Raw genomic sequence first — 26,010 nt, forward strand, 5'->3', positions numbered from 1 at the left:
GACCGGCGTCGGGTCAGTCGCCGACGCCGGCTTCGAGCCTGGCGCCGGCGAGGCTGCGGTTCCAGTTGGTCACCTTGCTCGTGCCGACCGAGATGTGGGCGCGCTTCTCCGCGAAGTCGAAGGTGACCGCCGGCCCGTAGGGGCTGGAGTCCGCGTGGGCGCCCATGAAGTTGACGAGCACGGACTTCTGCTCCGTGCCCTTGGCGGCCGGGGTGTTGGTGGGCACGACCGCGTAGGCGGAGCTGCGCGGACGGACGGTGACCGTGCTCGTGGAGCTGGTGCCCTTCACCGTCGGCAGCGGGTTCTTCGCGTTGTTGAAGTACAGCAGCGGAGCGTTGTCGAGGTAGCAGGCGCGGGTGTCGGTGTTCTTGAACTCGATGGTCACCTGGCCCTTGGGGCCCGACTTCTGGGAGAACCGGAGCTTGTAGGTGCTGGGGCGGCAGGGCCGCGCCGGCCGGGACGCCGCCGCACCCGCACCCGCTCCCGCCGCCGCGGCGCCACCACCGATGATCTTCCGCTTCTTGCTCTTGGAGGACGACGACGAGCTCTTCTTCGACTTCGACGTGCTGCTGTTGCAGCCGGTCAGGGCGAGTGAGCCGGCCAGGCCGAGCGCGAGCGCGGCGTACGCGGCGGAGCGGCGACGGGTGCGTCGTGCGGTCATGGAAGGTTCCCCCAGAGAAGTACTGCGGACAGCGGGGCGGCTGCGCCATGGCACGGCCACGATAGCGATCGCCGCCGGGAGGGCCGGGGCGGGTCCGTTCCGCACGGCCCAGCGCTCGTCTTTCCCCGATGCCGCCCGCCAAACCCGGCCCTCAGCGGTTTCCGCAGCGCGGCAGCGCGTCGTCGAGCTGCTCCGGCCGGACGCGGATGCCCGGCAGCCAGGCCGGACCGCCGCCGTGCTCGACCCGGAACCAGATGCTGCTGTGCCCGCCCACTTCGTCGGTGACGGTGATCCCGTCGGCGATCTTGCAGTCGGCGCGCAGCAGGTCACCGTGCCAGACGTGGCCCACGACGTTGGGCCGCCGGTACGGCGCATAGGGGTCGCGCGCCAGCCCGAGCGCGCAGTAGTCGGTACGGCTCTGCCGGCAGACCTGTTCGACGTTGTTCACGGTGACCTGGGCGGGCCCGGTCGCCGGGCCCGGGCTCGCCGCGGACGGGCCCCGGCCGTTGCCGCCCCCGTCCGCCCGGCCCGCGGGACCGGAGCCGGTCAGCGCGAGGACGGCGAACGCGGCCCCGGCGAGGACGGCGGCGGTCCCGAGTCCGGCGAGCGCCAGGCGCAGCCGGCGCCGCCGGGGCGGGAGGTCCCCGGGTTCCGCGCCGGCCGGTCCCGCCTGTTCCACCGGCTTTTCGGTGTCCGCTCCCGCCCCGGTGCGCGGTGCCGCGGCGGGTGCCGGCGCGTCGTCCGCCGCCTCCTGGGCCCGGTGCAGCAGCTCCACCAGCGCGGGCAGCCGGTCCTCGCCGGTGAAGGAGAGCTTGCACCACTGCACCAGCAGCCGCTCGTCGGGCAGGCTCTGCCCGCGCAGATACCGCGAGAGGGACGAGCGGCTGGCCGGCAGCCGTCCCGCCAACTCCTGGAGGCTGTGGCCCAGTTCGCCGTGCATCCGGCGGAGTGCGGAGACAAAGTCGCGTACGGGGCCGGAGAGTTCGGCGGGGAGCGGGGCCAGTGGTTTGCGGCGGACGTTCGTGGCGTGGTTCTCATGGCCAGGCACGTCTCGCATTCCAGCACAGTGGCCCTGCGCGTGCGAGGGGCACTTCCGCTCCCCTGTGACGGAAGTGCCCCTCGTTACCCGATCCGGAACGAACGCGGACCGTTCGGTGACGTTTCACGTGAAACAGTGCGCCGCCCGCTCCGCGGATTCCGTGGCTCGGACCCGCCGGACGGACCGGCCGCCGTCCGCGCCGTTCAGTCGCCGAACGCCACGGGCCGGTAGGGCTTGAACTCGCTGTCGCCGCCCGGCAGTCCGTAGGTCAGGCTCCGGTGGTCGGTGCCATGGCCGCCGCGCTGCTCGAAGGCGGTGTACGAGGAGTGCGCGGCGTTGTTCCATTTCTCGAAGATGACGACATGCCGGTTGTTGTTGTCGCCCGTGGCGTCGATCAGCAGGTCCCCGCCCCGCAGTTCGCCCGGCGACAGGGGCCGGGTGAGGCTGCGGTCGGTGGCCAGCCCCACGGTGTTGGTGCCCGGCGTCGGCAGCTTGAGGGCCATCGACACATATCCGGAGCAGTCCTGCCGGTAGCCGTCCTTCCAGACCTTGGCCTGGCTGTACGGGACCTGCGTGCCGTTGTCGGCGGTCAGCCAGGTGGCGGCGCGCGCCAGCGTCTCCTGGCGCGAGGTGCCCTGCTGCGGTGGCGGACCGCCCTGGACGGGTATCCCCGGCAGCCGGTCCTGCGGTATGTCCACGGCGACCACGGTGAGGTAGCCGCTGACCGGTCGGGTGAGGTGGGCCACGAAGGTCGAGCAGGCGCTGCCCTCGCATATCCGGCGGCCGGTGTCGACCTGGTAGTCGGCGGTGATCCGGTCCCGTCCCGGCCCGGCGGTGTCGATCATCCCGACGGTGGGGGAGTGTGTGTCGGCGGTGGTGTGCACCACCCAACGGGTGCCCCAGGTCGGGAAGTCGGCGGCCGCGGCCTTCCGGGCCCCGGGTGCCGCGCCGTGTGCGACCCCGGCGGCCCCGCCCGCGGCGAGACCGGCCGCGGCGACCGCCGGAACCACCCGGCGCAGCAGGGTCCGACGGGCCGTGGCCCGACCGGGCTCCACGGAGTGGGTGGCCTCCCCCGCTTGCCTGGTGCCGTGTTCGTCCATGCCCGGTGCCCCTCCGCGTCCTCGGTCCCTGTGCCGCCCGTGTGGTCGGCTCGCGGCGATGGAGACCATGGTGGGGCGGTAGGCGGCCGGGCGGCCGCCGATCCCCGTACCGTGGGATGTGCTTCGCCTCCAGTGAGGCTTTGACCTGCGGAAACGTGGCGTAGGGCGGGTGTTCTCGGGACACCGGCGGGGGCCGCGTGGGACATGACGGGACAGCGTCGACAGGAGAAGGGGCGCCCGCGGGGGAGGTGCGGACGCCCTGCTTCGGGGGACCGCCTTCGGGCGGCGGTCCGGCTACCAGGAGGCGGCGGTGTTCGGATCCGTCTGCCAGTACGAGACCCGTGCGTTGTCGTCGAGGTACGCCGAGCCGCCGGGCAGCGCCACCCGCGCCGAGCCGCCGACGCTCCCCTGACCATCGCGGCCGGCGAGGTAGACGGACAGCGAGGTCGCCTTGCGGCCGTGCGCACCGCCGTCGGCGCCGGACAGCAGCACTCCGGCGTAGCCGGACTGCCCCGGCGCCAGGGTGACCACCGCCTGTGGCTTGCTGTCCGGCATGTCGGCCAGCGGCGCCTGGGCGTCGTCGAACCGCAGGTAGGGGTAGGCGTAGAGGTCGCAGGTGACGCCGGAGGTGTTGGTGGCCTGCAGCAGCAGATGGTTGATCGGGCGGGTCAGCGGCTTCGCCACGATGCGGATCCTGGCCGCGTCACAGGCGGTCCGCCGGGCACCGGAGCCCTGGCCTCCACCGACGGCGGACCGGCCCGCACCGCCCGTGGAAGCGTGCTTTGCGCCGCCGGCCGCGCTCTCGGTGACGGTGGTGCCGCTCTTGCCCGCCGAGCCGCCGTCGCCCTCGCCGGCCGAGGCGCTGCCTTCCTGCCCGGCGTGCGCACCGTTGGCCGCCGGGTCCTCGGAGTCCTGCGGAGCCGGATTGAACGGCTTGGCGTCGCTGGTCCTGAGCGGGTTGTCCTGGCCGCAGGCGGTGAGGGTGAACGCGGCGAGGACGCTCAGCCCGGCCGCGGCGAGCCGCAGCGTACGACGGCGGGCCGTGCGGGCGGGACGGGCGGCTGCGGTGGCGTCGGTGCGTGGCATATCCGGTCTCCCCCGGTCGGCAGAGGCTGAGGTGCGCCCCGTGGTCCGGCCCGGGTGGTCGGCCCGGGCCGGTCTGTCCTGTGGTCCGTCACAAGACTGCCGAGCGCCGCTGCCGTCCGGCTAACGCCTGCCTAACGCCCGCCTCGTTCGGTGGCGCTGCTCAGCCGGCCCCGCCGTCCGGGCGCCCGCCCCGGCCACCGGGCTCCGTGCCGTCGTCGCGCTCCCCCCGTCGTGCGCCGTCCCCGCCCTCGTCCCGGGCGAACAGCTGGGTCAGGGTGCTGATGGTGTAGACATCGGTGGCCTCCTCGTCCACCAGGTGCATATCCGCGAGCCGTTCGAGCGCGTCCTGGGTGCGTTCCTGGTCGTACCCGGCGAGCGCCGCGGCCGCCGAGGCGTTGAGATGGCCGTCGGGACTGTTCGCCAGCGCCCGGAGCAGCCGCGCGTCGTCCGCGGACAGCCGGGCGACGGACATCCGCAGCGCCGCCGCGATCCCGGTGTCCTCCGCCGACAGCAGTGTCAGCCGCCGCCGCTCGTCGCGCAGTGCCGAGGCCAGCCTGGCCAGCCGCCACCGTGGCCGGGCGGTCAGCTGCGCGGCCGCGGCCCGCAGCGCCAGCGGCAACCCGTCGCACAGGTCGACCAGTTCCCGGGCCGCGGCCGGGTCCTCCGCGACCCGCTCCGACCCGAGCATGGCCCCGAGCAGCGCCGCGCCCTCCTCGTGGCCGAGGGCCTGGAGGCCCACCGGCCGGGCGCAGTCCGTGGCCACCAGCCCGTCGAGCCGGCTGCGGCTGGTGACGACGGTGGCGCAGTGCGGGCCCCCGGGCAGCAGCGGCCGCACCTGCGCCGAACTCCGCGCGTTGTCCAGCACGACCAGCAGCCGCCGGTCGGCGACCAGCGAGCGGAACAGCGCCGAGGCGGCCTGGGCGGAGGTGGGCACCCGCTCCGGGGGCATCCCGAGTGCCTGCAGGAAGTCGCGCAGGATCTCGGCCGGTGCCGCCTCGTCGCCCTCGCCGAAGCCGCGCAGATCGGCGAAGAGCTGCCCGTCGGGGAAGGCGCCGGCGTGCAGATGCGCCCACTGCACGGCGCAGGCGGTCTTGCCGACCCCGGCCGGGCCCGCGACCACCGCCAGCGGGCTCTCCCCCGTGGTACGGTCCGCCAACGCCTCGGTCAGGGCGCTCAGTTGGCCCTCGCGCCCCAGGAAGCGGGCGGGCGGCCGGGGCAGCAGCCGCGGCGCCGTACCGGTCTTGCCGCGGACGGGCTCCGCCCCCGCCGCCGTGCCCGGCCGTCCGCCCTCGGTGGACGGCGCGTCGCTGCGATGTTTCACGTGAAACGCGGGCTCGCCGGCCGCAGCGCCCTGGCCGCCGCGTGCCGGCTCCGCCGCCTTCCGGCCCCCGTCCGTGGCCTCGGCCCGCAGGATCTCCTCGTACGCCGCACGCAGCCGCTCACCCGGATCGACGCCCAGCTCCTCGCTGAGCAGCCGCCGGGTGCGGTGGTACCACTCCAGCGCGTCGGACTGCCGTCCCGTCCGGAACAGCGCCCGCATCAGCGCGGCGATCAGCCCCTCCCGCAGCGGGTGGTTGACGGCCGCGGAGTACAGCAGCGCCGCGGCCTGCTCCTGCTCGCCGAGCGCGCCGTAGGCCCGGGCCAGTGCCTCGACCGCGGAGAGCCTGCGCTCCTCCAGAGCGTGTGCGGCGGCCGCGAAGGGCGGGCTGGTGACCGTGCCGGTCAACGCGGGCCCGCGCCACAGTCCCAGCGCCTCGCGCAGCAGCGGCACCGCATCGCCGGGTGCGGCCTCCGGGCGGGCCAACGCGACCAGCTCGCCGAACCGGTGGGCGTCGATCAGCTCCTCCGGAAGCCGCAGCAGATAGGCCGAGCCGTGGGTGGCCAGCTCGATGCCGTACGCCTCGGCGCCGCCCGCGGCCAGCGTGGCGCGCAGCCGCGAGACATGTCCCTGCACGACCGTGCGGGCGTGCTCGGGTGGTTCGTCCTCCCACAAGGAGTCGATCAACTGCTCCAGTGGAACGGTGGTGTTGGGCTGCAGAAGCAGCAGTGCCAGCACACTGCGCCGTTTGGCGGGCCCGAGCGACAGCTCCCCGGAACCGCTCGTCACGGAGATCGGGCCGAGCAGCGAGAATTCCAACTCAGCTCTCCAGGAAGGCCGTCAGGGCGTTCGCCAGCAGGTACGGGTCCTGGGCGCCGCACAGTTCGCGGGCCGAGTGCATGGACAGGATCGCGACGCCGATGTCCACGGTCTGGATGCCGTGCCGGGCGGCGGTGATCGGGCCGATCGTGGTGCCGCACGGCATCGAGTTGTGCGACACGAAGGACTGCCACGGCACACCGGCCCGTTCGCAGGCCGCGGCGAACACCGCCCGGCCGCTGCCGTCGGTGGCGTACCGCTGGTTGACGTTGACCTTGAGGATCGGCCCGCCGTTGGGCATCGGGTGGTGTCCCGGTTCGTGCCGGTCGCTGTAGTTGGGGTGCACGGCGTGCCCGGTGTCCGACGACAGGCAGATGGTGCCGGCGAAGGACCGCGCCCGGTCCTCGTAGCTGCCGCCGCGGGCGAAGACCGAACGTTCCAGCACCGTGCCGAGCAGCGGGCCGTCCGCGCCGGTGTCCGACTGGCTGCCGTTCTCCTCGTGGTCGAAGGCGGCCAGGACCGGGATGCTGGTGAGCCGGCTGCCGACGGCGGCCGCGGCGGCGAGTGCGGCCGTACCGGCGTGCACGGACAGCAGGTTGTCCATCCGCGGCCCGGCGACAAGTTCGCGGTCACGTCCGAGATAGGCGGGCGGTTCCACGCTGTGCACCATCAGGTCCCAGCCCTTGATCTCCGCGGCCGGGACGCCGATCTCCTCCGCGATGAACGCGATCAGATCGCCCTCGGCGACCTCGCCCAGCCCCCAGATCGGTGTCATATGGCGCTGCTTGTCGAGCTTGAGGCCGTCGGCGTTCACCGACCGGTCCAGGTGCACGGCCAACTGCGGCACCCGCAGCAGCGGCCGGTCCACGTTGACCAGCCGGTTGCCGCCCTCGCTCAGCGTCACCCGGCCGCTGAGCCCCAGGTCGCGGTCGAGCCAGGTGTTGAGGAGCGTCCCGCCGTAGATCTCGACCGCGATCTGCCGCCAGCCGCGGGAACCGGTGTCCGGGATCGGTTTGACACGGAGGTTGGGGGAGTCGGTGTGTGCCCCGACGATGCGGTACGGGGTCGCGGGGGTCGCGCCCTCGGGCACGTACCAGGCGATGATCGCGCCGCCGCGCAGCACATAGCGTCCGCCGCTCCCGCCGTCCCAGGCGTCGGTCTCCGCCACCTGCCGGAAGCCGGCCTTCTCCAGCCGCTCCGCCGCGTTCGCCACCGCGTGGTACGGCGACGGGCTGGCGGCGAGGAAGGACATCAGGTCGTCGGTGTGGCCGCGGTCGAAGCGGGCGGAGTTGGTCATGGATTCAGCATAAGGAGCCGACTCCGCTCTTCCGCGTGCCCATGGGGGGCGACTCCATTGCCTTCCGGCCACGATTTCCCCAACGCGGAGCGGTGGTGCCGCCGGAGCGCGCGATTCCCCGTACCGTTCGGCCGCACGCGCCTCGCCGGGCTCGTCCGCCTCGGCCGTCCCGGCACGACGGTGCCCGCCCCCCGGGGGAAGAGAGGCGGGCCCCTTCAGTGTGAGTAGTGATTCTGAGAGGTTTGTGAGAAAGCTGTGACGGTCCGGGAACAGATCCCGGACCGTCAGAACTCAGCGGAGGCTCAGAACGCGGCCTCGTCGAGCTCCATCAGGGACTGGTCGATGGACTCGGCCAGCGTGCGCTGGAGCGCGACGCCCGGCAGGACGTTGTGCGCGAAGAACTTCGCGGCGGCGATCTTGCCCTCGTAGAACGGCTTGTCCTTCGACGACGCGTCGGCCAGCTTCGCGGCGGCCACCGCCGCGCCCTTCAGGAGGAGGTAGCCGACAACGACGTCACCGGAGGCCATCAGGAGGCGGGTGGTGTTCAGACCGACCTTGTAGATGGACTTGACGTCCTGCTCCGTGGCGGCGAGGTCGGTCAGCATGGCGCCGACGATCGCCTCCAGCGCCTCGGCGGCCTTGGCCAGTTCACCGCGGGCCTGCTCCAGCTCGGCACCGCCCTCGCCGTCGGCCAGGAACGTCTTGATGGTCCCGGCCAGCTCGGTCAGCGCGGCGCCCTGGTTGCGGACGATCTTCCGGAAGAAGAAGTCCTGGCCCTGGATGGCGGTGGTGCCCTCGTAGAGGGTGTCGATCTTGGAGTCCCGGATGTACTGCTCGATCGGGTACTCCTGGAGGTAGCCGGAGCCGCCGAAGGTCTGCAGCGACTGGGCCAGCTGCTCGTAGGACCGCTCCGAGCCGTAGCCCTTGACGATCGGCAGCAGGAGGTCGTTCAGCGCGTGCGCGGCGGAGGCGTCCTCGCCCGCGGCCTCCTTGACGATGATCTCGTCCTGGACGGTGGCGGTGTAGAGCACCAGGGCGCGCATGCCCTCGGCGTACGCCTTCTGCGTCATCAGGGAGCGGCGCACGTCGGGGTGGTGGGTGATGGTGACGCGCGGGGCGGCCTTGTCGGTGAACGCCGCCAGGTCCGCGCCCTGCACGCGCTCCTTGGCGTACTCCAGGGCGTTGAGGTAGCCGGTCGAGAGGGTGGCTATGGCCTTGGTGCCGACCATCATCCGCGCGAACTCGATGATCCGGAACATCTGGCGGATGCCGTCGTGCTTCTCGCCGATGAGCCAGCCCTTGGCGGGGTGGCGGTCGCCGAAGGTCATCTCGCAGGTGTTGGACGCCTTCAGGCCCATCTTGTGCTCGACGTTGGTGGCGTAGACGCCGTTGCGCTCGCCCAGCTCACCGGTCTCGAAGTCGAACTCGTACTTCGGCACGAGGAAGAGGGACAGGCCCTTGGTGCCGGGGCCGTGGCCCTCGGGGCGGGCGAGGACGTAGTGGAGGATGTTCTCCGCCATGTCGTGCTCACCGGAGGTGATGAACCGCTTCACACCCTCGATGTGCCAGGAGCCGTCCTCCTGCTTGACCGCCTTGGTGCGGCCGGCGCCCACGTCCGAGCCGGCGTCGGGCTCGGTCAGCACCATGGTGGAGCCCCAGCCCTTCTCCGTGGCGACCTTGGCGATGTGCTTCTGCTGCTCCGTGCCCTCCTCGAAGAGCACGCCCGCGAAGGCGGGGCCGGAGGCGTACATCCACACGGCGGGGTTCGAGCCCAGGATCGACTCGGCGAAGGCCCACAGCAGGGAACGCGGCGTCGTGGTGCCGCCGATCTCCTCCGGGATGCCCAGCCGCCACCACTCGGCGTCCATGTACGCCTGGTAGCTCTTCTTGAAGGTGTCCGGCACCGGCGCGGTGTTGGTGTCCGGGTCGAAGACCGGGGGGTTCCGGTCGGCGTCGGCGTACGAATCGGCCAGCTCGTTCTCCGAGAGGCGGGCGATCTCGGAGAGCACGCTCTTGGCGGTGTCGACGTCCATCTCCGCGAACGGTCCGGTGCCGTACACGCTGTCACGGCCGAACACCTCGAAGAGGTTGAACTCGATGTCGCGGAGATTCGACTTGTAGTGCCCCATGGGTACGGCTCCGTAAGGGTTCGGGAGGGCCTCTGTACGAGGGAAGACCTCGACGCGAGGAAGGGACCTCGATACGCAATACCAGCAAGTAGCTACGATGATGCTACCCACGGGTAATAAGAAGCAACCCCTTACGGCCGATCTGTGACGAGCGTCCCCCGCACCGGCCCGACTCAGTACGCTGTGGCACATGTACGGCTACGACCAGAACGCGGGTGCCGGGCAGCAGTACGGAGCGCCGCCCCCGCCGCAGCAACCGGCCCCCGGGGGCTATGGCGAGCAGCCGCTGTATCCCGAGCCGTCCCCGCCCTCGCTCGCCGACGCGGTGCGGGCCTTCACGACCGGCTCGATGTCGGCCGAGGACTTCCAGGGCATCTTCTCGACCTCCAAGGTCTACTGCCCGCGCGGTGACAACCCCGGCTTCCTGGCGCTGCACAACACCCAGCAGCCGGTGATCCCGATGTTCACCTCGCTCAAGGAGCTGCGCCGCTACGCGGGCAAGGAGTCCAAGTACTTCGTGATCACCGGCGCCGAGGTGCTCGACCTGCTGCCGACCGGCTACGGCTTCGTCCTCGACATGGAGGGCGACCACCGGATGGTCTTCGACGCCAAGGCCGTGGAGCAGATGGTCGACTTCGCGATGCGCCGGATGTACGGCTAGCAGCCCTCGCGCCGCGCCGGTCGATGGTGACCTCGGGGTGGGTCGCGCCCGCCCCTTCTCCTTGCCGGCTCCCTTCTTCTCCCTCGCTGATCTGCGGAAATGTCCGTGGAGCCGAAACGGGAATGCCGCACGCCTTGCCAGTTGTTCAGACTTCAACTAACTTGATTGAAGCGCGAACGACCGAGGAGGCCGTCATGCCCGCCGTGACCGTGGAGAATCCGCTGACCCTGCCGAGGGTGGCCGCACCCGCCGGGGCGCGCACTCGGCCCGTACTGGCCGTCACCACTGCCCCGAGCGGCTTCGAGGGCGAGGGCTTCCCGGTGCGCCGCGCCTTCGCCGGGATCGCCTACACGTACCTCGACCCGTTCATCATGATGGACCAGATGGGCGAGGTGGAGTACGCGCCCGGAGAGCCCAAGGGCACGCCCTGGCACCCGCACCGCGGCTTCGAGACCGTGACGTATCTGATCGACGGCACGTTCGTGCACCGTGACTCCCACGGTGGCGGCGGGGTCATCAACGACGGCGACACCCAGTGGATGACGGCGGGCTCCGGCCTGCTGCACATCGAGGCGCCGCCGGAGTCGCTGGTCATGTCGGGCGGCCTCTTCCATGGCCTCCAGCTGTGGGTGAACCTCCCGAAGAGCGACAAGATGATGGCGCCGCGCTACCAGGACATCGGCGGCGGCAGGGTCAAGCTGCTGACCTCCGCCGACGGCGGTGCGCTGCTGCGGCTGATCGCCGGCGACCTCGACGGCCACCAGGGGCCGGGCATCACCCACACGCCCATCACGATGATGCATGTGACGGTGAACCCGGGGGCCGAGGTGACGCTGCCCTGGCGCGCTGACTTCAACGGCCTTGCCTACGCCCTGGCCGGAAGCGGTACCGCCGGCGCGGAGGGCCGCCCGTTCCACATGGGGCAGGCGGTGGTCTTCGGCGAGGGAGACGCGCTCACGATCCGGGCCGACCGGAGCAAGGAGTCGCGCAGCCCGAACTTCGAGGTGGTGCTGCTGGGCGGGCTGCCGATCCGCGAGCCGATGATGCACTACGGCCCGTTCGTGATGAACACCCACGCCGAACTGGCCCAAGCCTTCGAGGACTTCCAGGCCGGCCGACTGGGAACGGTTCCCGCCGACGCGCTGTGAGCGGCCGCCGAAGGCGGGATCGCGGGGGCGGTGTTTCACGTGAAACACCGCCCCCGCACCCGTGTTTCACGTGAAACGCCGCGGCGGGTGCCGAGCCCCGAACCGTGCGGAGGGCCTCCAATACGCCTCAACAGCCCCTCTGCCGTGGTGGACTGTCCGGGTGCGAAACGACTCGGATCAAGACCGGAGCGGCGCCGAGACCGGCCGGCCGCCGCATTCCCCGCTGCTCCCGATCGAGGCCCGCCGTGCCGCGGCGTGGTGCGCGGCAGGGCTGCTGGTCGCGGCGGTGGTGGCTCTCGGGGTGTGGCTCTGCGTCGAGTTGAGCGCCGCGGTCACGCCCGTCCTGCTGGCGCTGCTCGGCAGCGGGCTGCTCGGTCCGGTGTACCGGCGGCTGGTGAAGATGCGGCTCAACCGCTCACTGGCGGCCGGGCTGACCTGCGCCCTGCTGGTGATCGTGGTCGGTGGCGCCGGCTACGTCGTGGTCAGCGCCCTGGTCGAAACCGGGGACCAGATCGTCAACTCACTCAAGACCGCGGCGCACGACCTGACCCGGCACTTCGGCGTGGCCGGGAACTCGCTCAGCGATCTCGCCACCAACGCCAAGACGCTGGTCGCCAAGTTCGGCAGCACCGCGGCGTCCGGGCTGCTGGCCGGGGTGAGCATCGTGGGGCAGTTCATCGCCGCGGCGGTGCTGGCCCTGCTGCTGACGTTCTTCTTCCTGCGCGACTCGGACAAGGCGGTCCGCGCGCTGCACGACTGGGCGCCGCGCAACTCGGCCCCGCAGCTGGAACGGATGGCCCGCCGCGGCTTCCAGTCCATCGAGGGCTTCATGCGCGGCACCACCGTCATCGCGTTGATCGACGCCGTCTTCATCACCGTCGGCCTGCTCGTCCTGAAGGTCCCCGGGGCGCTCGGCCTGGGCGCGCTGGTCTTCGTCGGCGCCTACATCCCCTACCTCGGCGCGTTCATCTCGGGCGCGGTGGCGATCCTGGTGGCGTTCGCGGACCGGGGCCTGGTGATCGCGCTCTGGGCGCTCGGGGTGGTCCTCGCCGTCCAGGTGCTGGAGGGCCATGTCCTCCAGCCGGTGATCCAGAGCCGTACGGTGCAGATGCACCCGGCCGTCGTCATGCTGGCGATCACCGCCGGCGCGAGCGTCGCCGGGATCCTCGGCATGCTGCTGTCCGTCCCGCTGACCGCCGCCGTCTCCGGCGTCCTGCACGAACTGCGCAAGCACTACGCGGCCGGCTCGGGTACGGACTCCTCGGGGCCCGGCGACGCCGCGCCGGGCGACTCCCCCGCCGCCCCGGCATCCTCGTAGAGCTCGAACCACGTCGACTTGCCGTCCCCGCGCGGGTCCACGCCCCACGCCCCGGCCAGCAGTTCCAGCAGCACCAGCCCACGCCCGGAGGACGCCAGCTCACCGGGCCGGCGGCGGTGCGGCAGTTCGTCGCTGCCGTCGGCGACCTCGACCCGGAGCCGCCGGGAACCGTGCGCACCGGCGACCTCGGCCACCAGCAGCGCGTCCCCGTCGGTGTGCGTCAGCACATTGGTGACGATCTCGGAGACCAGCAGCGCCGCGGAGTCCACCTGGTCCGGGTCGCGCCAGTCGTGCAGCACATCGCGGATCTGGCGGCGGGCCGCGGCGATCCGCTCGGGCTCCGCCTGGGCGACGGAGAACACGGTGCGCCGCCCGGGCCGCGGTGCCGGCCGGTCGCCGGCGTCCACGCCGCGGCCGGCACTCTCGCGGGAGAGCAGCAGCAGCGCGATGTCGTCCTCGCGGCGATCCACCAGCGGGCCGGTGGTGTGGTGCGACGACGGGCCGTGCACCGCCTGGACCAGGGCGTCGGCCAGCTGCTCCAGGATTTCCCCGGCTCCCTCGGCCGTGCCGGCGGTGTGCGTCTCGAAGACCTCGCGCAGCCGTCCCCAGCCGGTCTCCAGGTCGTGCCCGCCGGTCTCGATCAGCCCGTCGGTACACACCAGCATCGTCTCGCCGGGCTCCAGCACGATCCGGGTGGTGGGGTAGTCGCTGTCCGGGTCGATGCCCAGCGGCAGCCCGCCCGACGTGGGCCGGACGATCACCGCGCCGTCGGCCATCCGGATCGCCGGATCGGGGTGGCCGGCCCGTGCCACGTCCAGCAGCCCGGTGGCCGGGTCCACCTCGACGTACAGGCAGGTCGCGAAGCGCTGGTCCTCGCCGTCGCCGCGGAACTCGGTCTCGTTGATGCCGGCCAGGAAGCGGGAGGCGCGGGAGAGCACCGCATCGGGGTGGTGGCCCTCGGAGGCATAGGCGCGCAGCGCGATCCGCAGCTGCCCCATCAGGCCCGCGGCCCGTACGTCGTGCCCCTGGACGTCGCCGATGACCAGCGCGATCCGCCCGGACGGCAGCGGGATCATGTCGTACCAGTCCCCGCCGACCTCCAGCCCGCCGCCGGTCGGCACATAGCGGGCCGCGACCGCCATCCCGGGGATGTCCGGCTGCACCGTCGGCATCATGCTCCGCTGGAGCCCCACGGCCAGCTCGTGCTGCGACTCCTGCACCCCGGCCCTGGCCAGCGCCTGGGCCAGCATCCGGGCGACGGTGGTCAGCACCGAGCGCTCGTCCGGGGTGAAGGCGACCGGTTCGGCGAACCCGGCCATCCAGGCGCCGATCGTCCGGCCCGCGTTCACCAGCGGCAGATACGCCCAGGACGTGCGCGCGAAGCGCGCGGCCAGGGGCCAGGTGGCCGGGTAGCGCCGCTGGTAGTCCTCCCGGGTGGGCAGGTAGACGGCCCGTCCGGTGCGCACCACCTCGGCGGCCGGGTAGTCGGTCTCCAGCAGCATCTCGGAGTACGGCGGCCCGTCGTCCGGGAGGTGGCCGTGGTGGCCGATCACCGTGAGCCGGTCGCCCTGAATGCCGAAGACCGCCAGTCCGTCCGGCATGAAGCCCGGCATGGAGAGCCCGGCCGTGACCCGCAGCACCTCGGCCGTGGACCGCGCCTCGGCCAGCGCCCGTCCCGCGTCCAGCAGGAACGCCTCGCGTGAGCGCCGCCAGTCGCCGGTGACCGGGGTCCGTGCCGCCGAGGTGCCGGGCTGGGGCGCGGCCACCTCCTGGACCGTGCCGACCAGCTCGAAGTCGCCGTTGACGATCCGCGGCCGGGAGCGGGAGCGGACGGTGCGCAGCACCTGCCCGCGTTCGTCCACGATGCGCAGCCGGGCCTCGGCGAGCGTCCCCTCGGAGACCGCGAGCTGCACGACGCCGTTGATCTCGGCGAAGTCGACGGGATGAAAACGGGAGCGCACCGCGGCCTCGGTGAGGACGGCCGGCTCGGCGGGAAGGCCCAGCAGCCGGGCCGCTTCGGCGTCGACGCTCACCCGGCCGGATGCGTTGTCCCAGCGCCACAGGCCGGTCGCGACGGCGGCCAGGAGGTCCTCGGTACGCATTGGCTCACTTTAGGCGGGTTTGACGTGGCCCGACCAGCATGCCGGGCGTGACCATCGTCGCAGCCCTGGGGCCCGCTTCCACGCCGGGCGGGCGCTGATGGGTATATGTCAACCAGCTCGCCGGGCCCGGGCGGTAACCTGGAGCGGTTATGCCACTCCTGGGGTGGTCTTTCGGGTGATCCACAAGGCGATCGATCGGGCGCGCGAGCCTGTTGTCTCCCCTTCCCGCCCGTCAGCTCCCCACCTCGACTCGCGACGACTTGGATGAGCGATGCATCGGTACCGGTCCCATAACTGCGGCGAGCTCCGAGCCGCGGACGTCGACACCGACGTCCGTCTCAGCGGCTGGCTGCACAATCGACGTGACCTGGGCGGCATCCTCTTCATCGATCTGCGCGACCACTACGGCCTCGTGCAGCTCGTCGCCCGTCCCGGCACGCCGGCCAACGAGGTCCTCGGCTCGCTGACCAAGGAGACCGTCGTCCGCGTCGACGGCAAGGTCAGCGCCCGTGGCGCGGACAACGTCAACCCCGACCTGCCGACCGGCGAGATCGAGATCGAGGTCACCGAGGTCGAGGTGCTCGGCGCCGCCGAGCAGATCCCGTTCACGATCAACGCCGAGGACGGGGTCAACGAGGAGAAGCGCCTGGAGTACCGCTTCCTCGACCTGCGCCGCGAGCGCATGCACCGCAACATCATGCTGCGCACGGCCGTGATCTCCGCGATCCGGCACAAGATGGTGGCCCTCGGCTTCAACGAGATGGCGACCCCGATCCTGTCCGCGACCTCCCCCGAGGGCGCCCGCGACTTCCTGGTCCCGTCCCGTCTGCACGCCGGCAAGTTCTACGCGCTGCCGCAGGCCCCGCAGCAGTTCAAGCAGCTGCTGATGATCGCCGGCTTCGACCGCTACTTCCAGATCGCGCCCTGCTTCCGCGACGAGGACGCCCGCGCGGACCGCTCGCCGGGCGAGTTCTACCAGCTCGACATCGAGATGAGCTTCGTCGAGCAGGAGGACGTCTTCCGGCCCGTCGAGAAGCTGATGACCGAGCTCTTCACCGAGTTCGGCGACGGCCGCACGGTCACCTCCCCCTTCCCGCGCATCCCGTTCCGCGAGGCGATGCTCAAGTACGGCTCCGACAAGCCGGACCTGCGCGCCGAGCTGGAACTGGTCGACGTCTCCGACGTCTTCGCGCAGTCCGGCTTCAAGGCGTTCGCCGGCAAGCACGTCCGCGCGCTGGCCGTGCCGGACACCGCCGACCAGCCGCGGAAGTTCTTCGACCAGCTGGGCGAGTTCGCCGTCGCGCAGGGCGCCAAGGGCCTCGCCTGGATCCGCGTCGGCGAGGAGAACGCGCTCGCCGGCCCGATCGCCAAGTTCCTCACCGACGACGACGTCAAGGCGCTGGTCACGGCCCTCGACCTCAAGCCCGGGCACGCCGTCTTCTTCGGCGCCGGCGACTTCGACGAGGTCTCCAAGATCATGGGCGCGGTGCGCGTCGAGGCCGCCAAGCGCGCCGGCCACTTCGTCGAGAACGAGTTCCGCTTCTGCTGGATCGTCGACTTCCCGATGTTCGAGCGCAACGCGGACACCGGCAAGATCGAGTTCTCCCACAACCCGTTCTCCATGCCGCAGGGCGGCCTGGAGGCGCTGCAGACCAAGGACCCGCTGGACATCCTCGCCTGGCAGTACGACATCGTCTGCAACGGCACCGAGCTGTCCTCCGGCGCGATCCGCAACCACGAGCCGGACGTCATGTACAAGGCGTTCGAGATCGCCGGTTACGACAAGGAGACCGTCGAGGCCGAGTTTGGCGGCATGCTCCGCGCCTTCAAGTTCGGTGCTCCGCCGCACGGCGGCATCGCCCCGGGCGTCGACCGGATCGTGATGCTGCTGGCCGACGAGCCCAACATCCGCGAGACCATCGCCTTCCCGCTCAACGGCAACGCCCAGGACCTGCTGATGGGCGCCCCGTCCGAGGTCGACGAGGCCCGCCTGAAGGAGCTGCACCTGAGCATCCGCACCGGCCCGGCGAAGCCGACGCCGTACAAGCCGACCAAGTAGCGCGGCAGACAGGGGCCCGGGATCGCCGTCGCGGTCCCGGGCCCTCGCGCGTTCCGCGAGCGGCACCTCCCTGGCCCTCAGTGCCTTGGGGACTCCGCCCAGCAGCCCCCACGACGAGGGCGCCCCCGGACCGGCCGGTCCAGGGGCGCCCTCGTGCTGTTCCAGGTGTGCGCGGTGGGCCTCAGCCCTCGTCGCCGCCGAACCGCTCCCGGTACGCTGCCAGGTCGTCCTCGGTGATCTTGGCGAAGAGCACCGGCGGCACCGTGAACGACGTCCCGGCGGGCACGGACGCCAGCGCCCTGGCCTCCTCCTGCGAGACCCACGTGGCGGTGTCGCCCGCCAGCGCGAACGCGCCCCGCATGGCCTTCGCCGACGCCGGGATGAACGGCTCGGAGACCACCGCGTAGAGGTGGATGAGGTTCATCGCGGTCCGCAGCGTCAGCGCCGCCGCGTCCTTGTCCGTCTTGATCTCCAGCCAGGGGGCCTTCTCCTCCAGGTAGGAGTTGCCCGCGCTCCACAGGGCGCGCAGCGAGGCCGCCGCCTTGCGGAACTGCAGTGCCTCCATGTGGCCCTCGTACTCCGCGAGCAGCCCGGCGATCTCCTCGCCCAGCTTCTGCTCGGCGGCCCCGGCCTCGGCGCCGGCCGGCACCTCGTCGCCGAACCGCTTCCGCGAGAACGAGAGCACACGGTTGACGAAGTTGCCGAGAGTGTCGGCCAGGTCCTTGTTGACCGAGGACGAGAACAGCTCCCAGGTGAAGGAGGTGTCGTCGGACTCCGGGGCGTGCGCCATCAGGAAGTAGCGCCAGTAGTCGGCCGGCAGCAGCTCCAGCGCCGCATCGGTGAAGATGCCGCGCCGCTGCGACGTGGAGAACTTCCCGCCGTAGTAGTTGAGCCAGTTGAACGCCTTGAGGAAGTCGACCTTCTTCCACGGCTCGCGGGTGCCCAGCTGGGTCGCCGGGAACATCACGCTGTGGAACGGGACGTTGTCCTTGGCCATGAACTCCGTGTAGCGGACGTCATCGGCCTCGTACCACCAGGACTTCCAGTCGCGCTCCTCCGGCGCCTGGTCCGCCCACTCCTTCGTCGAGCCGATGTACTCGATCGGGGCGTCGAACCACACATAGAAGACCTTGCCCTCGGCGGCCAGCTCCGGCCACACATCGGCCGGCACCGGTACGCCCCAGTCCAGGTCGCGGGTGATCGCCCGGTCCTGGAGGCCCTCGGTCAGCCACTTGTGCGCGATGGACGACGCCAGGGTCGGCCACTCCTTGCTGCCGTTGCCCTCCAGCCAGCCCTCGACCTCGTGCTGGAGCTTCGCCTGGAGCAGGAAGAGGTGCTTGGTCTCGCGCACCTCCAGATCACCACTGCCGCTGATCGCCGAGCGGGCGTCGATCAGGTCCGTCGGGTCCAGGACGCGGGTGCAGTTCTCGCACTGGTCGCCGCGGGCCTTGTCGTAGCCGCAGTGCGGGCAGGTGCCGACGATGTAGCGGTCGGGCAGGAAGCGGCCGTCGGCGTTGGAGTAGACCTGGCGGACGGCGCGCTCTTCGATGAAGCCGTTCTCGTGCAGCTTGCGCGCGAAGTGCTGGGTCAGCTCGACGTTCTCCCGCGACGAGCTCCGGCCGAAGTGGTCGAACTGCAAACCGAAGCCGTCGTAGATCGCCTTCTGCTTGTCGTGCTGCTCGGCGCAGAACGTGGCGACCGACTGTCCCGCGTCCTTCGCCGCCAGCTCGGCGGGCGTGCCGTGCTCGTCGGTCGCGCAGATGTAGAGGACGTCGTGACCGCGCTGCCGCAGGTACCGGGCGTACACATCGGCCGGGAGCATGGACCCCACCATGTTGCCCAGGTGCTTGATCCCGTTGATGTACGGAAGGGCGCTGGTGATGAGGTGTCGAGCCATTGCCGGCTGCTCCCAAGTCGCTACGGTGAGTGATGATTTGCTTTACGCAACGTCAATATCGTACTGGACGGGGTGGGTCACCCCACCCGAGTATTTTCGGGCCCCGGGACGGCCTGCGAGCGGCGGCTCGCCCCGCTCGTTTCACGTGAAACACGCCCTGCCCCTGCTCGTCCCTCACCCTGCGCCTGGCCTGCGCTTCCGCCCTGTTTCACGTGAAACCGTCACTGCGGGAAGGCGTGCGGGAAGCAGGCCGCGGCCGGACCCGATCGGTCCGGCCGCGGCCTGGAGGGGGGAGAGGCGAGGTGGCTCAGCTGTCCTTGAGGACCTTGGCGGCGCGGGCCTCGGCGAGCCACTCGGGGAACTCGACCATCAACTGCTGGTAGAGCTCGTCGTGGGAGAGGCCACGGGGGTCGCGGCCGGCGTGGAAGAAGCCGGCGTTGTCGACGGCGCGCTTCTCGGGGACGGTCAGGTTGTCGAGCTTGCGGAGGAAGTCGAAGCCCTTGGCCTCGGGGTCACCGAAGCCGATGAACTGCCAGAAGATCGGCAGGCCGGCCGCCTCGCACAGGGCCCGCTCGGCGGCCGGCTTGGATGTCGGAGCGCCGTCGGTCTGGAAGATGACGAAGGCGGGGTGGGCGGAGCCCGACTCCTTGTAGTGCTTGACGACGGCTTCGATGGCCCAGTGGTAGTTGGTGCGGCCCATGTGACCGAGGCTGGAGTGCAGCTCCTCGATGCGGCCCTCGTGGTGGGCGAGGTCCAGGTCGGCGGTGCCGTCCACATCGGTGGAGAAGAACACGACCGGGACGGTGGCCTTGTCGTCGAGGTGCGCGGAGAGGGCCAGGGCCTGCTCGGCGAGGTGCTGGACCGTGCCGTCCTTGTAGTAGTTGCGCATCGAGCCGGAGCGGTCGAGAACGAGGTAGACGGTGGCGCGCTGCTCGGTCAGCTGGTGCTTCTCCAGCGTGGCCCGTGCGGCCTCGTAGAGGGGGAGGAGGGCCGGGGCCGCGGCTGCGACCGGGTTGGTCGCGGGGGGAGCGGGCGCCTCGGCCGTCTCCGTGGCCTCGGCGACCGGAGCCGTGTCGGAGGCCGGGTTGTCGAATGCCTGGCTGACGAGGTCGGCGGCGCTGGAGGAGGTGGCCGGTTGGGTGCCGGCGGGGGCCTCGGCGTCGGGCTCCGCCGCGGTCTCGTCCTTGGCCGCGGGCCGGTCGGCGAGTCCCTGGGAGGCGGCCGGCTCGTCCTTCTCTTCCTTGCGCGTGTCCTCGTGGGCCCCCGCGCCCTGGTCCTTGGTGGTCTCCGCGCCCTCGTCGGCGGGCTTCGTGCCGGCGCTCTCGGCGGCGTCCTCGGGACGAGCCATGTCGGCGTCGGTCGTCGGGCCCGTCGCCTTGGGGGCGGGCGCGGGCTCGTCCCGTACCGGGGTCTCGACCCCTGCGGGCGCCTCCTCCTTCGCCGCGGGCTCCGGTGAGCGCTCAACCGGGCCGCCCTGTGCGGGCACCGAGGCCGTGGCCGGAGCCGGCGCGGGTGTCGGCTCGGCGGGCTCGACGGGTGCCGTGCGGGCGGCCGGGACCTCGGCTTCGGGGGCCGCGGTGGCCGGTGCCGGGGTGGCTTCCTCGCGAGCCTCCGGGATGGTTGCCGATTCCGGCTTGTCGGCGCTCTTCCGGGCCGCCTTGGAGCGACCGAAAGCGTTGCGCAGCAGACTCCGAATGCCCATCGGCTGACCTCTCTTGCGTGTGGTGGGTGCGGCGAATGTCCGTGAAGCGCGGACATGTCCCTGACCAGGACGGATACGTAAGAGTAGCGGTCGGCACCGGCTTGATCGTGGGAACCCGCGCCTCGCATGGTGGGCCATACGGGGGTGTTGGGCGGGGATCTGGTTTCGGGTGGCGCGTCGCCGGACCGGAAAGGGGCGGCCGGCCGGCGGAAATAGTGCACGCGGCCTTTACGGAAAAGCCCGATTGATCGCCGACAAAGAGGGCGGCGCGACCGTTTGTGTGGCGGATCTTGACCCCATACAGGGTGGGGAAGTTGCGTATGGGGTGACCGAAGTGGCCGATTGCGAAATTGTCGGGGATGTCGCTGCGGGGATGCGGTCCGGGGTCGCTTCTGTGTCAACTGGTGAGACACAGTGGCAAGTTCGGATCGGCGCGCAGGTGGCGGCAGTGCGCTGGGGGCAGCCCCCGAGCTGACGAGGGCGTCTTGTCGCCAGTTGTTCATCGGCGCTTCGTTTCACGTGAAACACCCGCGTGGTTCCGTCGGTTGTTACGGATCTCCCGGCCCTCCCCTGCACATCACGTGCAGGAAACGAACAGGCAAGAGCTCGGTAAGAAGCACGTCGCGCAGGTATCCGATTCACGGATGTGCCCGTCTTCTCCGGTGACCATTGTCCTGAGCCGCCCGTTGTGCCTCGGGGGGCGGCCGGTGAGAAGGCAAGAACCCTTTCGAGGGTGACGGGAGATGTGGGCGCATGGGGCTGACCAGTCAGTCGCTCGAAATCACGGTGATCGTGCTGGCGGTGGTCTGCGTCGCCGCGACGGTCTGGCTCTGGCCCCGGCTGGCGCGCAACGGGTGGCGCCACGTGCTGGGGAGGCTGGTGGCCATCATGGTCACCCAGGTGTCGATCGTGTCCGCGCTGGCGCTCGCCGTGAACGCGAACTTCGAGTTCTACGGCAACTGGGACGAGTTGCTGGGCAACAACGACCAGGCCCCGGCCTCGGTGAGCCAGGGTGACGGGCAGTACGCCACGGTCGGCAACATCAAGGGCGGACTGATCCAGCCCGCCGGCCCCCAGGGGCTCGACCGGGTGACCGGACTGCCGAAGGGCCCGGCCGACAAGGTGGGCAAGGTCGAATCCGTACGGATCATCGGCCGCCGTACCCGGGCCATCAACCCGGGCTTCGTGTATCTGCCGCCGCAGTACTTCCAGCAGCAGTTCCACCGGCAGCGGTTCCCCGTCATGGTCGTCATCAGCGGCTACCCGGGCGGCATCATGAACCTCGCACAGCATCTCCAGATCCCGCAGAACGCGGGCCGGTTGATCTCGCAGGGCACGATGCAGCCGACCGTGCTCGTGATGGTGCGGCCGACGATCGCGCCGCCGCGCGACACCGAGTGCGTGGACGTGCCGGGCGGCCCGCAGGCCGAGACGTTCTTCACCAAGGACCTGCCGGACGCCATGAAGTCGGCCTACCGGGTGGGCCATGACCCCAGCGCCTGGGGCGCGTTCGGATACTCGTCCGGCGGCACCTGCGCGCTCCAGCTGGCGATGCGCAACCCGAACGCGTACACCTCGGCGGTCTCGCTCTCCGGCGACTACTCGATCAAGGACGACCTCACCACCGGCAGCCTCTTCGGCCCCGGTCCGGCCGGTGCCCAGCGCCAGCGCGAGCACGATCTGCTGTGGCGGATGGAGAACCTGCCCGCGCCGCAGGTCTCCGCGCTGGTGGCCAGCAGCCGCCAGGGCGAGTCGGACTACGGCGACACCATGAAGTTCCTCCACGCGGCGAAGTCGCCGATGCGGGTCGACTCGATCATCCTGCCCCGCGGCAGCCACCAGTTCGGGACCTGGCGGCGGGAGGTCGTACCGGCTCTGGAGTGGCAGAGCCAGCAGCTGACCTTCCCGCAGGACACCGAGCCGAACAAGCCGGCGCCGGGGCCGGCGAAGGGCGCGTCCAAGGGGCAGGCGCCCGCCGGCGAGCGGTCCCACAAGCGGGTGGAGGCCGAGCGCCCTCAGGGGTGAGACGAGCGCCGTAGGGGCGGAAGCGCGGGGAAGGGGGCGCCGGATCGATCCGGTGCCCCCTTCGTCGTACGACCCCTCGGTGGGGACGCCGTTCCTGTCGCCGGCCGGCTTCGCCCGCGTCCGACGGGCCCGGCTCACGGCCGGTAGACCATCCCCGGTTCCGGCTTCGCCGGGGAGAGCAGCTGGGACACGGTGACGACCGTGTATCCGCGCTTCCTGAGCTCCTTGAGGATGCCGGGGACGGCCGGCACGGTGCCCTTGTAGATGTCGTGCAGCAGGATGATGCCGTCGCGCTCGGTCTGGTCGAGCACCCGCTTGGTGATCAGTGCCGAGTCGGTGGTCTGGTAGTCCTTGGCGGTCACGCTCCACAGGACCTGGGCCAGGCCGAGCTCCTTGCTGATCCGGGAGACCTCGCGGTCGGTCCGGCCCTGCGGCGGCCGCATCAGGGTGGGCGTCTTGCCGGTGATCCTGCGGACCTCGTCCTGGACGCGGGACAGCTCGCGCTTGACCTCGTCCGGCTTGATGTCCGTGAGGATCTGGTGGGACCAGGTGTGGTTGGCCAGCTCATGGCCCTCGGCGTCGATCCGCTTCACCTCGGCGGGCCGCTCGGCGATGTGGTTCTTGCCGAGCATGAAGAACGTGGCATGGGCCTTGTTCTCCTTGAGGATGTCCAGCAGCCGGTTGGTGTTCTCGCTCGGGCCCGCGTCGAAGGTCAGCGCCACGCACTTGGCCTTGCGGCAGTCGACGGCACCGCTGCCGGCCTTGGCCTCCTTGGTCTCGGCGTCCTTGGCCTTGACGGCGGCCGCCGGTGCGTCGGCCCGCGCGTCGGCCGGAGCGGTGACGTCGTACGAGGCGCAGCCGCTGAGCGCCAGGGCCAGGGAGGCGGCCGTCAGCAGCCCGGCGAGGGACGAGCGGCGGGCCGCGGAGATCTGCTTCGGCATCTGAGGTCTTTCCTGTCGCTGGGGGCTGGCTGCTGTGGCGTTCTCGGTGGTTCTTCCTCGGACCCCTTCGCTCGGGGTGCCGCCTGGGAGCGTCCGCGGCCGGGATTCCGGGCATGGCGAGGCGGACGCGGACCAGCTCATGGCCGGCGCGCCGACCGGCTGACGAACGGACTCCAGAGACTATACATATTGCGTACACACTGTGTGTATAGACGGGGGTGGGTATGCCGTGGGGCGGCGACAGCCCGATCGGGTGCACCCGGCGCGACACCCCGCCGCGCCCGCGGTGGACTGCTGCTGTGACCGCCCCGCCGGACGACTGCCTGGCCCGCAACGACTGGATCTGCGGCGACTACCTCAGCACCCGCCGCCAGATCCTGCTCGACGCGGTCGGCCAGCACGTGCAGCTGACGGTGGTCTCAGTCGGGCTCGGGCTGCTGATCGCCTTCCCGCTGGCCCTGCTGGCCCGCCGCCGGCGCTGGACGCGCGGGCCGGTGCTCGGCCTCACCACCGTCGTCTACACGATTCCGTCGCTGGCGATGTTCTCGCTGCTGCTGCCGGTCTACGGGCTCTCCGCCACCCTCGTCGTGGTCGGCCTCGCCCTCTACTCCCTCACCCTGCTGGTCCGGAACATCCTCGCCGGACTGGACGGCGTCCCGGCCGGCGCCAAGGAGGCCGCCCGCGGCATGGGCTACGGCCCGATGCGGCAACTGCTGACCGTGGAACTGCCGCTGGCGGTGCCCGCCGCCATGGCCGGCCTGCGCATCGCCACGGTCTCCGCGGTCGCCCTGACCACCGTCGGCGCGATCGTCGGGTACGGCGGACTGGGCAACCTCATCTACGCGGGCATGAACGCCTACTTCAAGGCGCAGGTACTGACCGCGTCCGTGCTCTGCGTGCTCATCGCGGTCGCGTTCGACCTGCTGCTGCTCGGCGTGGAACGGCTGCTCACCCCCTGGCGGCGGGCGGGGCGGAGCCCTCGGCGGGCCCGCCGGAGCAGACCGCTCGCCGCCTCCGGACGGCGGACATGAGCACCCTCACCGCGGTCTGGGCCTGGCTGACCACCGCCGCCAACTGGTCCGGCGAGAACGGCATCTGGCACCGGCTCGCCCAGCACGCCACGCTCACCTTCGCCTGCCTGGTCCTCAGCGCCCTCATCGCCCTGCCGATCGCGCTCACCCTGGGACACCTGGGCCGCGGTGGCGCGCTCGCGGTCAACCTGGCCAACGTCGGCCGCGCGGTGCCGACCTTCGCGGTCCTCGTCCTGCTCCTGCTGACCCCGATCGGGCGGCACGGCCAGTGGCCGACGGTCATCGCGCTGGTGCTGTTCGCCGTGCCGCCACTGCTGACCAACGCCTACGTCGGCATGCGCGAGGTGGACCAGGACGTGGTCCGGGCCGCGCGGGGCATGGGGATGACCGGGGCGCAGCTGGTGTGGCGGGTGGAGGCGCCGCTCGCCCTGCCGCTGGTGCTGACCGGGGTGCGGATCGCCGCCGTGCAGCTCGTCGCCACCGCCACACTGGCCGCACTGGTGGGCGGGGGCGGACTCGGCCGCATCATCACCGCCGGCTTCAACCTCGCCAGCACCCCGCAGGTGGTGGCCGGCGCGGTGGTGGTCGCGGTGTTCGCACTGCTGATGGAGGCGCTGTTCGAGCTGGTGCAGCGGTTCGCGCCGGCCCGGGCGCGCGGGCGGCACCGGTGAGGGCGCTCCGCACGGCTCCGCTGCGCGCGGTCCGTGGCACGCCGGGCGCACTCGCCGTCCTGGCCGCGCTGGCCGGCCTCGTCTCCTGTGCCGGCGGGCCGTCGCTGGAGCACCGCGGCGCGGTCACCGCCTCGCCCGGCGACCGCCGCGACCTCGCCATCGGCTCGGCCGGCTTCGCCGAGAGCGAGCTGCTCGCCCAGATGTACGCGGCGCTGCTCCGCCAGGCCGGCTACCGCACCCGTGTGCTCACCGTCGGCAACCGCGAGCTGTACGAACCCGCGCTGGAGGCCGGCCAGATCGACGTCGTCCCGGAATACGCGGCCACCTTCGCGGACTGGCTCAACGCCAAGGAGCGCGGCCCCGAGGCCGCCCCGGTCGCCTCCCCCGACCTGACCACCACCATGGCAGCACTGCGCCGGCTCGCCGCTCCGCGCGGCCTGAGCGTGCTGCCGGCGGGCCGGGCCGTCGACCAGAACGCCTTCGCGGTGCGCGCCTTCTACGCCGCCGAACACCGGCTGCGCACCCTCAGCGACCTCGGCCGCGCCAGGCTCCCGGTGCGGCTGGCGGCGGGCGACGAGTGCGTCCAGCGGCCGTTCTGCGCACCGGGGCTGCGGAAGACGTACGGCATCGACATCACCGCCGTGGACCCCAAGGGCGTCGGCACCACGCCCGCGAAACAGGCCGTCCAGAACGGCCAGGACCAGATGGTGCTGACCACCAGCACGGACGCCACGCTCGACCAGTTCGGACTGGTTGTCCTCGCTGACGACCGGAAACTTCAGAACGCCGACTACGTCGTCCCCGTCGTCAACCGCGCCAGGGCCGGCGGCGTCCGCCCGGCCGCCGCGCTGGACCGTCTCAACCGCGTTCTGACCACCGAAGACCTGGCCCATCTCAACGAACAGGTCGACAGCTGGCGCCGACTCGCCTCGGACGTGGCCCACAACTACCTTGTGTCCAAAGGTCTGTTGAAGAAGAGCTGACGACGCCCGAGCGACGTTTCACG

General features: G+C 71.5%; 19 protein-coding genes. 8 read left to right on the forward strand and 11 right to left on the reverse strand.

Going from position 1 to position 26,010, the window contains the following annotated elements; translation table 11 throughout:
- Nucleotides 1-13 precede the first annotated feature (13 nt).
- From ACRAS8_RS18435 to ACRAS8_RS18465, 7 genes are all read right to left on the reverse strand, one after another.
- Nucleotides 14-661 (reverse strand): DUF4232 domain-containing protein, encoded by a 648-nt coding sequence (locus tag ACRAS8_RS18435; protein ID WP_438487138.1) that lies wholly within the window; start codon nt 659-661, stop codon nt 14-16.
- A gap of 151 nt (nt 662-812) precedes the next feature.
- A complete protein-coding gene (locus ACRAS8_RS18440; protein WP_438487139.1) occupies nt 813-1,718 on the reverse strand; it encodes a helix-turn-helix domain-containing protein in 906 nt (301 codons plus the stop codon).
- Nucleotides 1,719-1,903: 185 nt separating this feature from the next.
- A complete protein-coding gene (locus ACRAS8_RS18445) occupies nt 1,904-2,800 on the reverse strand; it encodes a hypothetical protein (RefSeq protein ID WP_438487140.1) in 897 nt (298 codons plus the stop codon).
- Nucleotides 2,801-3,094: 294 nt separating this feature from the next.
- Nucleotides 3,095-3,886: a DUF4232 domain-containing protein gene (locus tag ACRAS8_RS18450; protein WP_438487141.1), complete on the reverse strand. Its 792-nt coding sequence runs from the start codon at nt 3,884-3,886 to the stop codon at nt 3,095-3,097.
- A 160-nt stretch (nt 3,887-4,046) separates the two neighbouring features.
- Nucleotides 4,047-6,023, reverse strand: a complete 1,977-nt coding sequence (locus ACRAS8_RS18455) for a BTAD domain-containing putative transcriptional regulator (protein WP_438487142.1) — start codon at nt 6,021-6,023, stop codon at nt 4,047-4,049.
- A gap of 1 nt (nt 6,024) precedes the next feature.
- A complete protein-coding gene (locus tag ACRAS8_RS18460) occupies nt 6,025-7,320 on the reverse strand; it encodes a M18 family aminopeptidase (RefSeq protein ID WP_438487143.1) in 1,296 nt (431 codons plus the stop codon).
- 302 nt (nt 7,321-7,622) lie between these two features.
- On the reverse strand, nt 7,623-9,449 hold the full coding sequence (locus ACRAS8_RS18465; RefSeq protein WP_438487144.1) for an acyl-CoA dehydrogenase: 1,827 nt from the start codon (nt 9,447-9,449) through the stop codon (nt 7,623-7,625).
- Between the two features lie 190 nt (nt 9,450-9,639).
- Here ACRAS8_RS18465 and ACRAS8_RS18470 point away from each other — a divergent pair, with 190 nt between their 5' ends.
- The 3 genes from ACRAS8_RS18470 (at nt 9,640) to ACRAS8_RS18480 (ending at nt 12,576) form a co-directional block, all read left to right on the forward strand.
- A complete protein-coding gene (locus ACRAS8_RS18470) occupies nt 9,640-10,110 on the forward strand; it encodes an SseB family protein (RefSeq protein ID WP_016571781.1) in 471 nt (156 codons plus the stop codon).
- Nucleotides 10,111-10,304: 194 nt separating this feature from the next.
- The gene (locus ACRAS8_RS18475) at nt 10,305-11,258 is read left to right on the forward strand and encodes a pirin family protein (RefSeq protein WP_438487145.1); all 954 of its coding nucleotides are present in this window, start codon (nt 10,305-10,307) and stop codon (nt 11,256-11,258) included.
- Nucleotides 11,259-11,418: 160 nt separating this feature from the next.
- Nucleotides 11,419-12,576, forward strand: coding sequence for an AI-2E family transporter (locus tag ACRAS8_RS18480; RefSeq protein WP_438487146.1), 1,158 nt, complete (start codon nt 11,419-11,421; stop codon nt 12,574-12,576).
- On the opposite strand, the gene ACRAS8_RS18485 is transcribed toward ACRAS8_RS18480, so the two are convergent.
- On the reverse strand, nt 12,492-14,678 hold the full coding sequence (locus tag ACRAS8_RS18485) for an ATP-binding SpoIIE family protein phosphatase (RefSeq protein WP_438487147.1): 2,187 nt from the start codon (nt 14,676-14,678) through the stop codon (nt 12,492-12,494). The genes ACRAS8_RS18480 and ACRAS8_RS18485 overlap by 85 nt on opposite strands.
- 271 nt (nt 14,679-14,949) lie before the next feature.
- On the opposite strand from ACRAS8_RS18485, the gene aspS reads away from it, so the two are divergent.
- Nucleotides 14,950-16,737: an aspartate--tRNA ligase gene (gene aspS / locus ACRAS8_RS18490; protein ID WP_438487148.1), complete on the forward strand. Its 1,788-nt coding sequence runs from the start codon at nt 14,950-14,952 to the stop codon at nt 16,735-16,737.
- A 181-nt stretch (nt 16,738-16,918) separates the two neighbouring features.
- Here aspS and metG read toward each other — a convergent pair whose 3' ends face one another.
- Both metG and ACRAS8_RS18500 read right to left on the reverse strand, forming a co-directional pair.
- Nucleotides 16,919-18,634 carry a methionine--tRNA ligase gene (metG, locus tag ACRAS8_RS18495; protein WP_438487149.1) on the reverse strand — a complete coding sequence of 572 codons (1,716 nt, stop codon included), beginning with the start codon at nt 18,632-18,634 and terminating at the stop codon, nt 16,919-16,921.
- A 307-nt stretch (nt 18,635-18,941) separates the two neighbouring features.
- The gene (locus tag ACRAS8_RS18500; protein WP_438487150.1) at nt 18,942-20,336 is read right to left on the reverse strand and encodes a VWA domain-containing protein; all 1,395 of its coding nucleotides are present in this window, start codon (nt 20,334-20,336) and stop codon (nt 18,942-18,944) included.
- 753 nt (nt 20,337-21,089) lie between these two features.
- On the opposite strand from ACRAS8_RS18500, the gene ACRAS8_RS18505 reads away from it, so the two are divergent.
- Nucleotides 21,090-22,361 (forward strand): alpha/beta hydrolase, encoded by a 1,272-nt coding sequence (locus tag ACRAS8_RS18505; RefSeq protein WP_438487151.1) that lies wholly within the window; start codon nt 21,090-21,092, stop codon nt 22,359-22,361.
- 134 nt (nt 22,362-22,495) lie between these two features.
- Here the strand turns inward: ACRAS8_RS18505 and ACRAS8_RS18510 are convergent, their stop codons facing one another.
- Nucleotides 22,496-23,302, reverse strand: a complete 807-nt coding sequence (locus ACRAS8_RS18510; protein WP_438487152.1) for a polysaccharide deacetylase family protein — start codon at nt 23,300-23,302, stop codon at nt 22,496-22,498.
- Nucleotides 23,303-23,601: 299 nt separating this feature from the next.
- Between ACRAS8_RS18510 and ACRAS8_RS18515 the strand changes: the two genes are divergently transcribed.
- From ACRAS8_RS18515 to ACRAS8_RS18525, 3 genes are read left to right on the forward strand one after another with little or no spacing between them, the layout of a single operon-like run.
- A complete protein-coding gene (locus ACRAS8_RS18515; protein ID WP_438487153.1) occupies nt 23,602-24,333 on the forward strand; it encodes an ABC transporter permease in 732 nt (243 codons plus the stop codon).
- Nucleotides 24,330-25,004, forward strand: coding sequence for an ABC transporter permease (locus ACRAS8_RS18520; RefSeq protein WP_438487155.1), 675 nt, complete (start codon nt 24,330-24,332; stop codon nt 25,002-25,004). The genes ACRAS8_RS18515 and ACRAS8_RS18520 overlap by 4 nt, the downstream gene beginning before the upstream one ends.
- A complete protein-coding gene (locus ACRAS8_RS18525; protein ID WP_438487156.1) occupies nt 25,001-25,987 on the forward strand; it encodes an ABC transporter substrate-binding protein in 987 nt (328 codons plus the stop codon). The genes ACRAS8_RS18520 and ACRAS8_RS18525 overlap by 4 nt, the downstream gene beginning before the upstream one ends.
- Nucleotides 25,988-26,010 lie beyond the last annotated feature (23 nt).

Source organism: Streptomyces sp. S186, assembly GCF_051603415.1.
Classification (GTDB): domain Bacteria; phylum Actinomycetota; class Actinomycetes; order Streptomycetales; family Streptomycetaceae; genus Streptomyces.

What these genes read in the sequence shown, in the direction of transcription:
- ACRAS8_RS18505 (WP_438487151.1), top strand. Translation starts at nt 21,090, where the DNA reads ATGGGGCTGACCAGTCAGTCGCTCGAAATCACGGTGATCGTGCTGGCG.
- ACRAS8_RS18485 (WP_438487147.1), bottom strand. Translation starts at nt 14,678, where the DNA reads ATGCGTACCGAGGACCTCCTGGCCGCCGTCGCGACCGGCCTGTGGCGC.
- ACRAS8_RS18500 (WP_438487150.1), bottom strand. Translation starts at nt 20,336, where the DNA reads ATGGGCATTCGGAGTCTGCTGCGCAACGCTTTCGGTCGCTCCAAGGCG.
- ACRAS8_RS18435 (WP_438487138.1), bottom strand. Translation starts at nt 661, where the DNA reads ATGACCGCACGACGCACCCGTCGCCGCTCCGCCGCGTACGCCGCGCTC.
- ACRAS8_RS18510 (WP_438487152.1), bottom strand. Translation starts at nt 23,302, where the DNA reads ATGCCGAAGCAGATCTCCGCGGCCCGCCGCTCGTCCCTCGCCGGGCTG.
- ACRAS8_RS18465 (WP_438487144.1), bottom strand. Translation starts at nt 9,449, where the DNA reads ATGGGGCACTACAAGTCGAATCTCCGCGACATCGAGTTCAACCTCTTC.
- aspS (WP_438487148.1), top strand. Translation starts at nt 14,950, where the DNA reads ATGCATCGGTACCGGTCCCATAACTGCGGCGAGCTCCGAGCCGCGGAC.
- ACRAS8_RS18470 (WP_016571781.1), top strand. Translation starts at nt 9,640, where the DNA reads ATGTACGGCTACGACCAGAACGCGGGTGCCGGGCAGCAGTACGGAGCG.
- ACRAS8_RS18520 (WP_438487155.1), top strand. Translation starts at nt 24,330, where the DNA reads ATGAGCACCCTCACCGCGGTCTGGGCCTGGCTGACCACCGCCGCCAAC.
- ACRAS8_RS18445 (WP_438487140.1), bottom strand. Translation starts at nt 2,800, where the DNA reads ATGGACGAACACGGCACCAGGCAAGCGGGGGAGGCCACCCACTCCGTG.
- ACRAS8_RS18475 (WP_438487145.1), top strand. Translation starts at nt 10,305, where the DNA reads ATGCCCGCCGTGACCGTGGAGAATCCGCTGACCCTGCCGAGGGTGGCC.
- ACRAS8_RS18460 (WP_438487143.1), bottom strand. Translation starts at nt 7,320, where the DNA reads ATGACCAACTCCGCCCGCTTCGACCGCGGCCACACCGACGACCTGATG.
- metG (WP_438487149.1), bottom strand. Translation starts at nt 18,634, where the DNA reads ATGGCTCGACACCTCATCACCAGCGCCCTTCCGTACATCAACGGGATC.
- ACRAS8_RS18440 (WP_438487139.1), bottom strand. Translation starts at nt 1,718, where the DNA reads ATGCGAGACGTGCCTGGCCATGAGAACCACGCCACGAACGTCCGCCGC.
- ACRAS8_RS18450 (WP_438487141.1), bottom strand. Translation starts at nt 3,886, where the DNA reads ATGCCACGCACCGACGCCACCGCAGCCGCCCGTCCCGCCCGCACGGCC.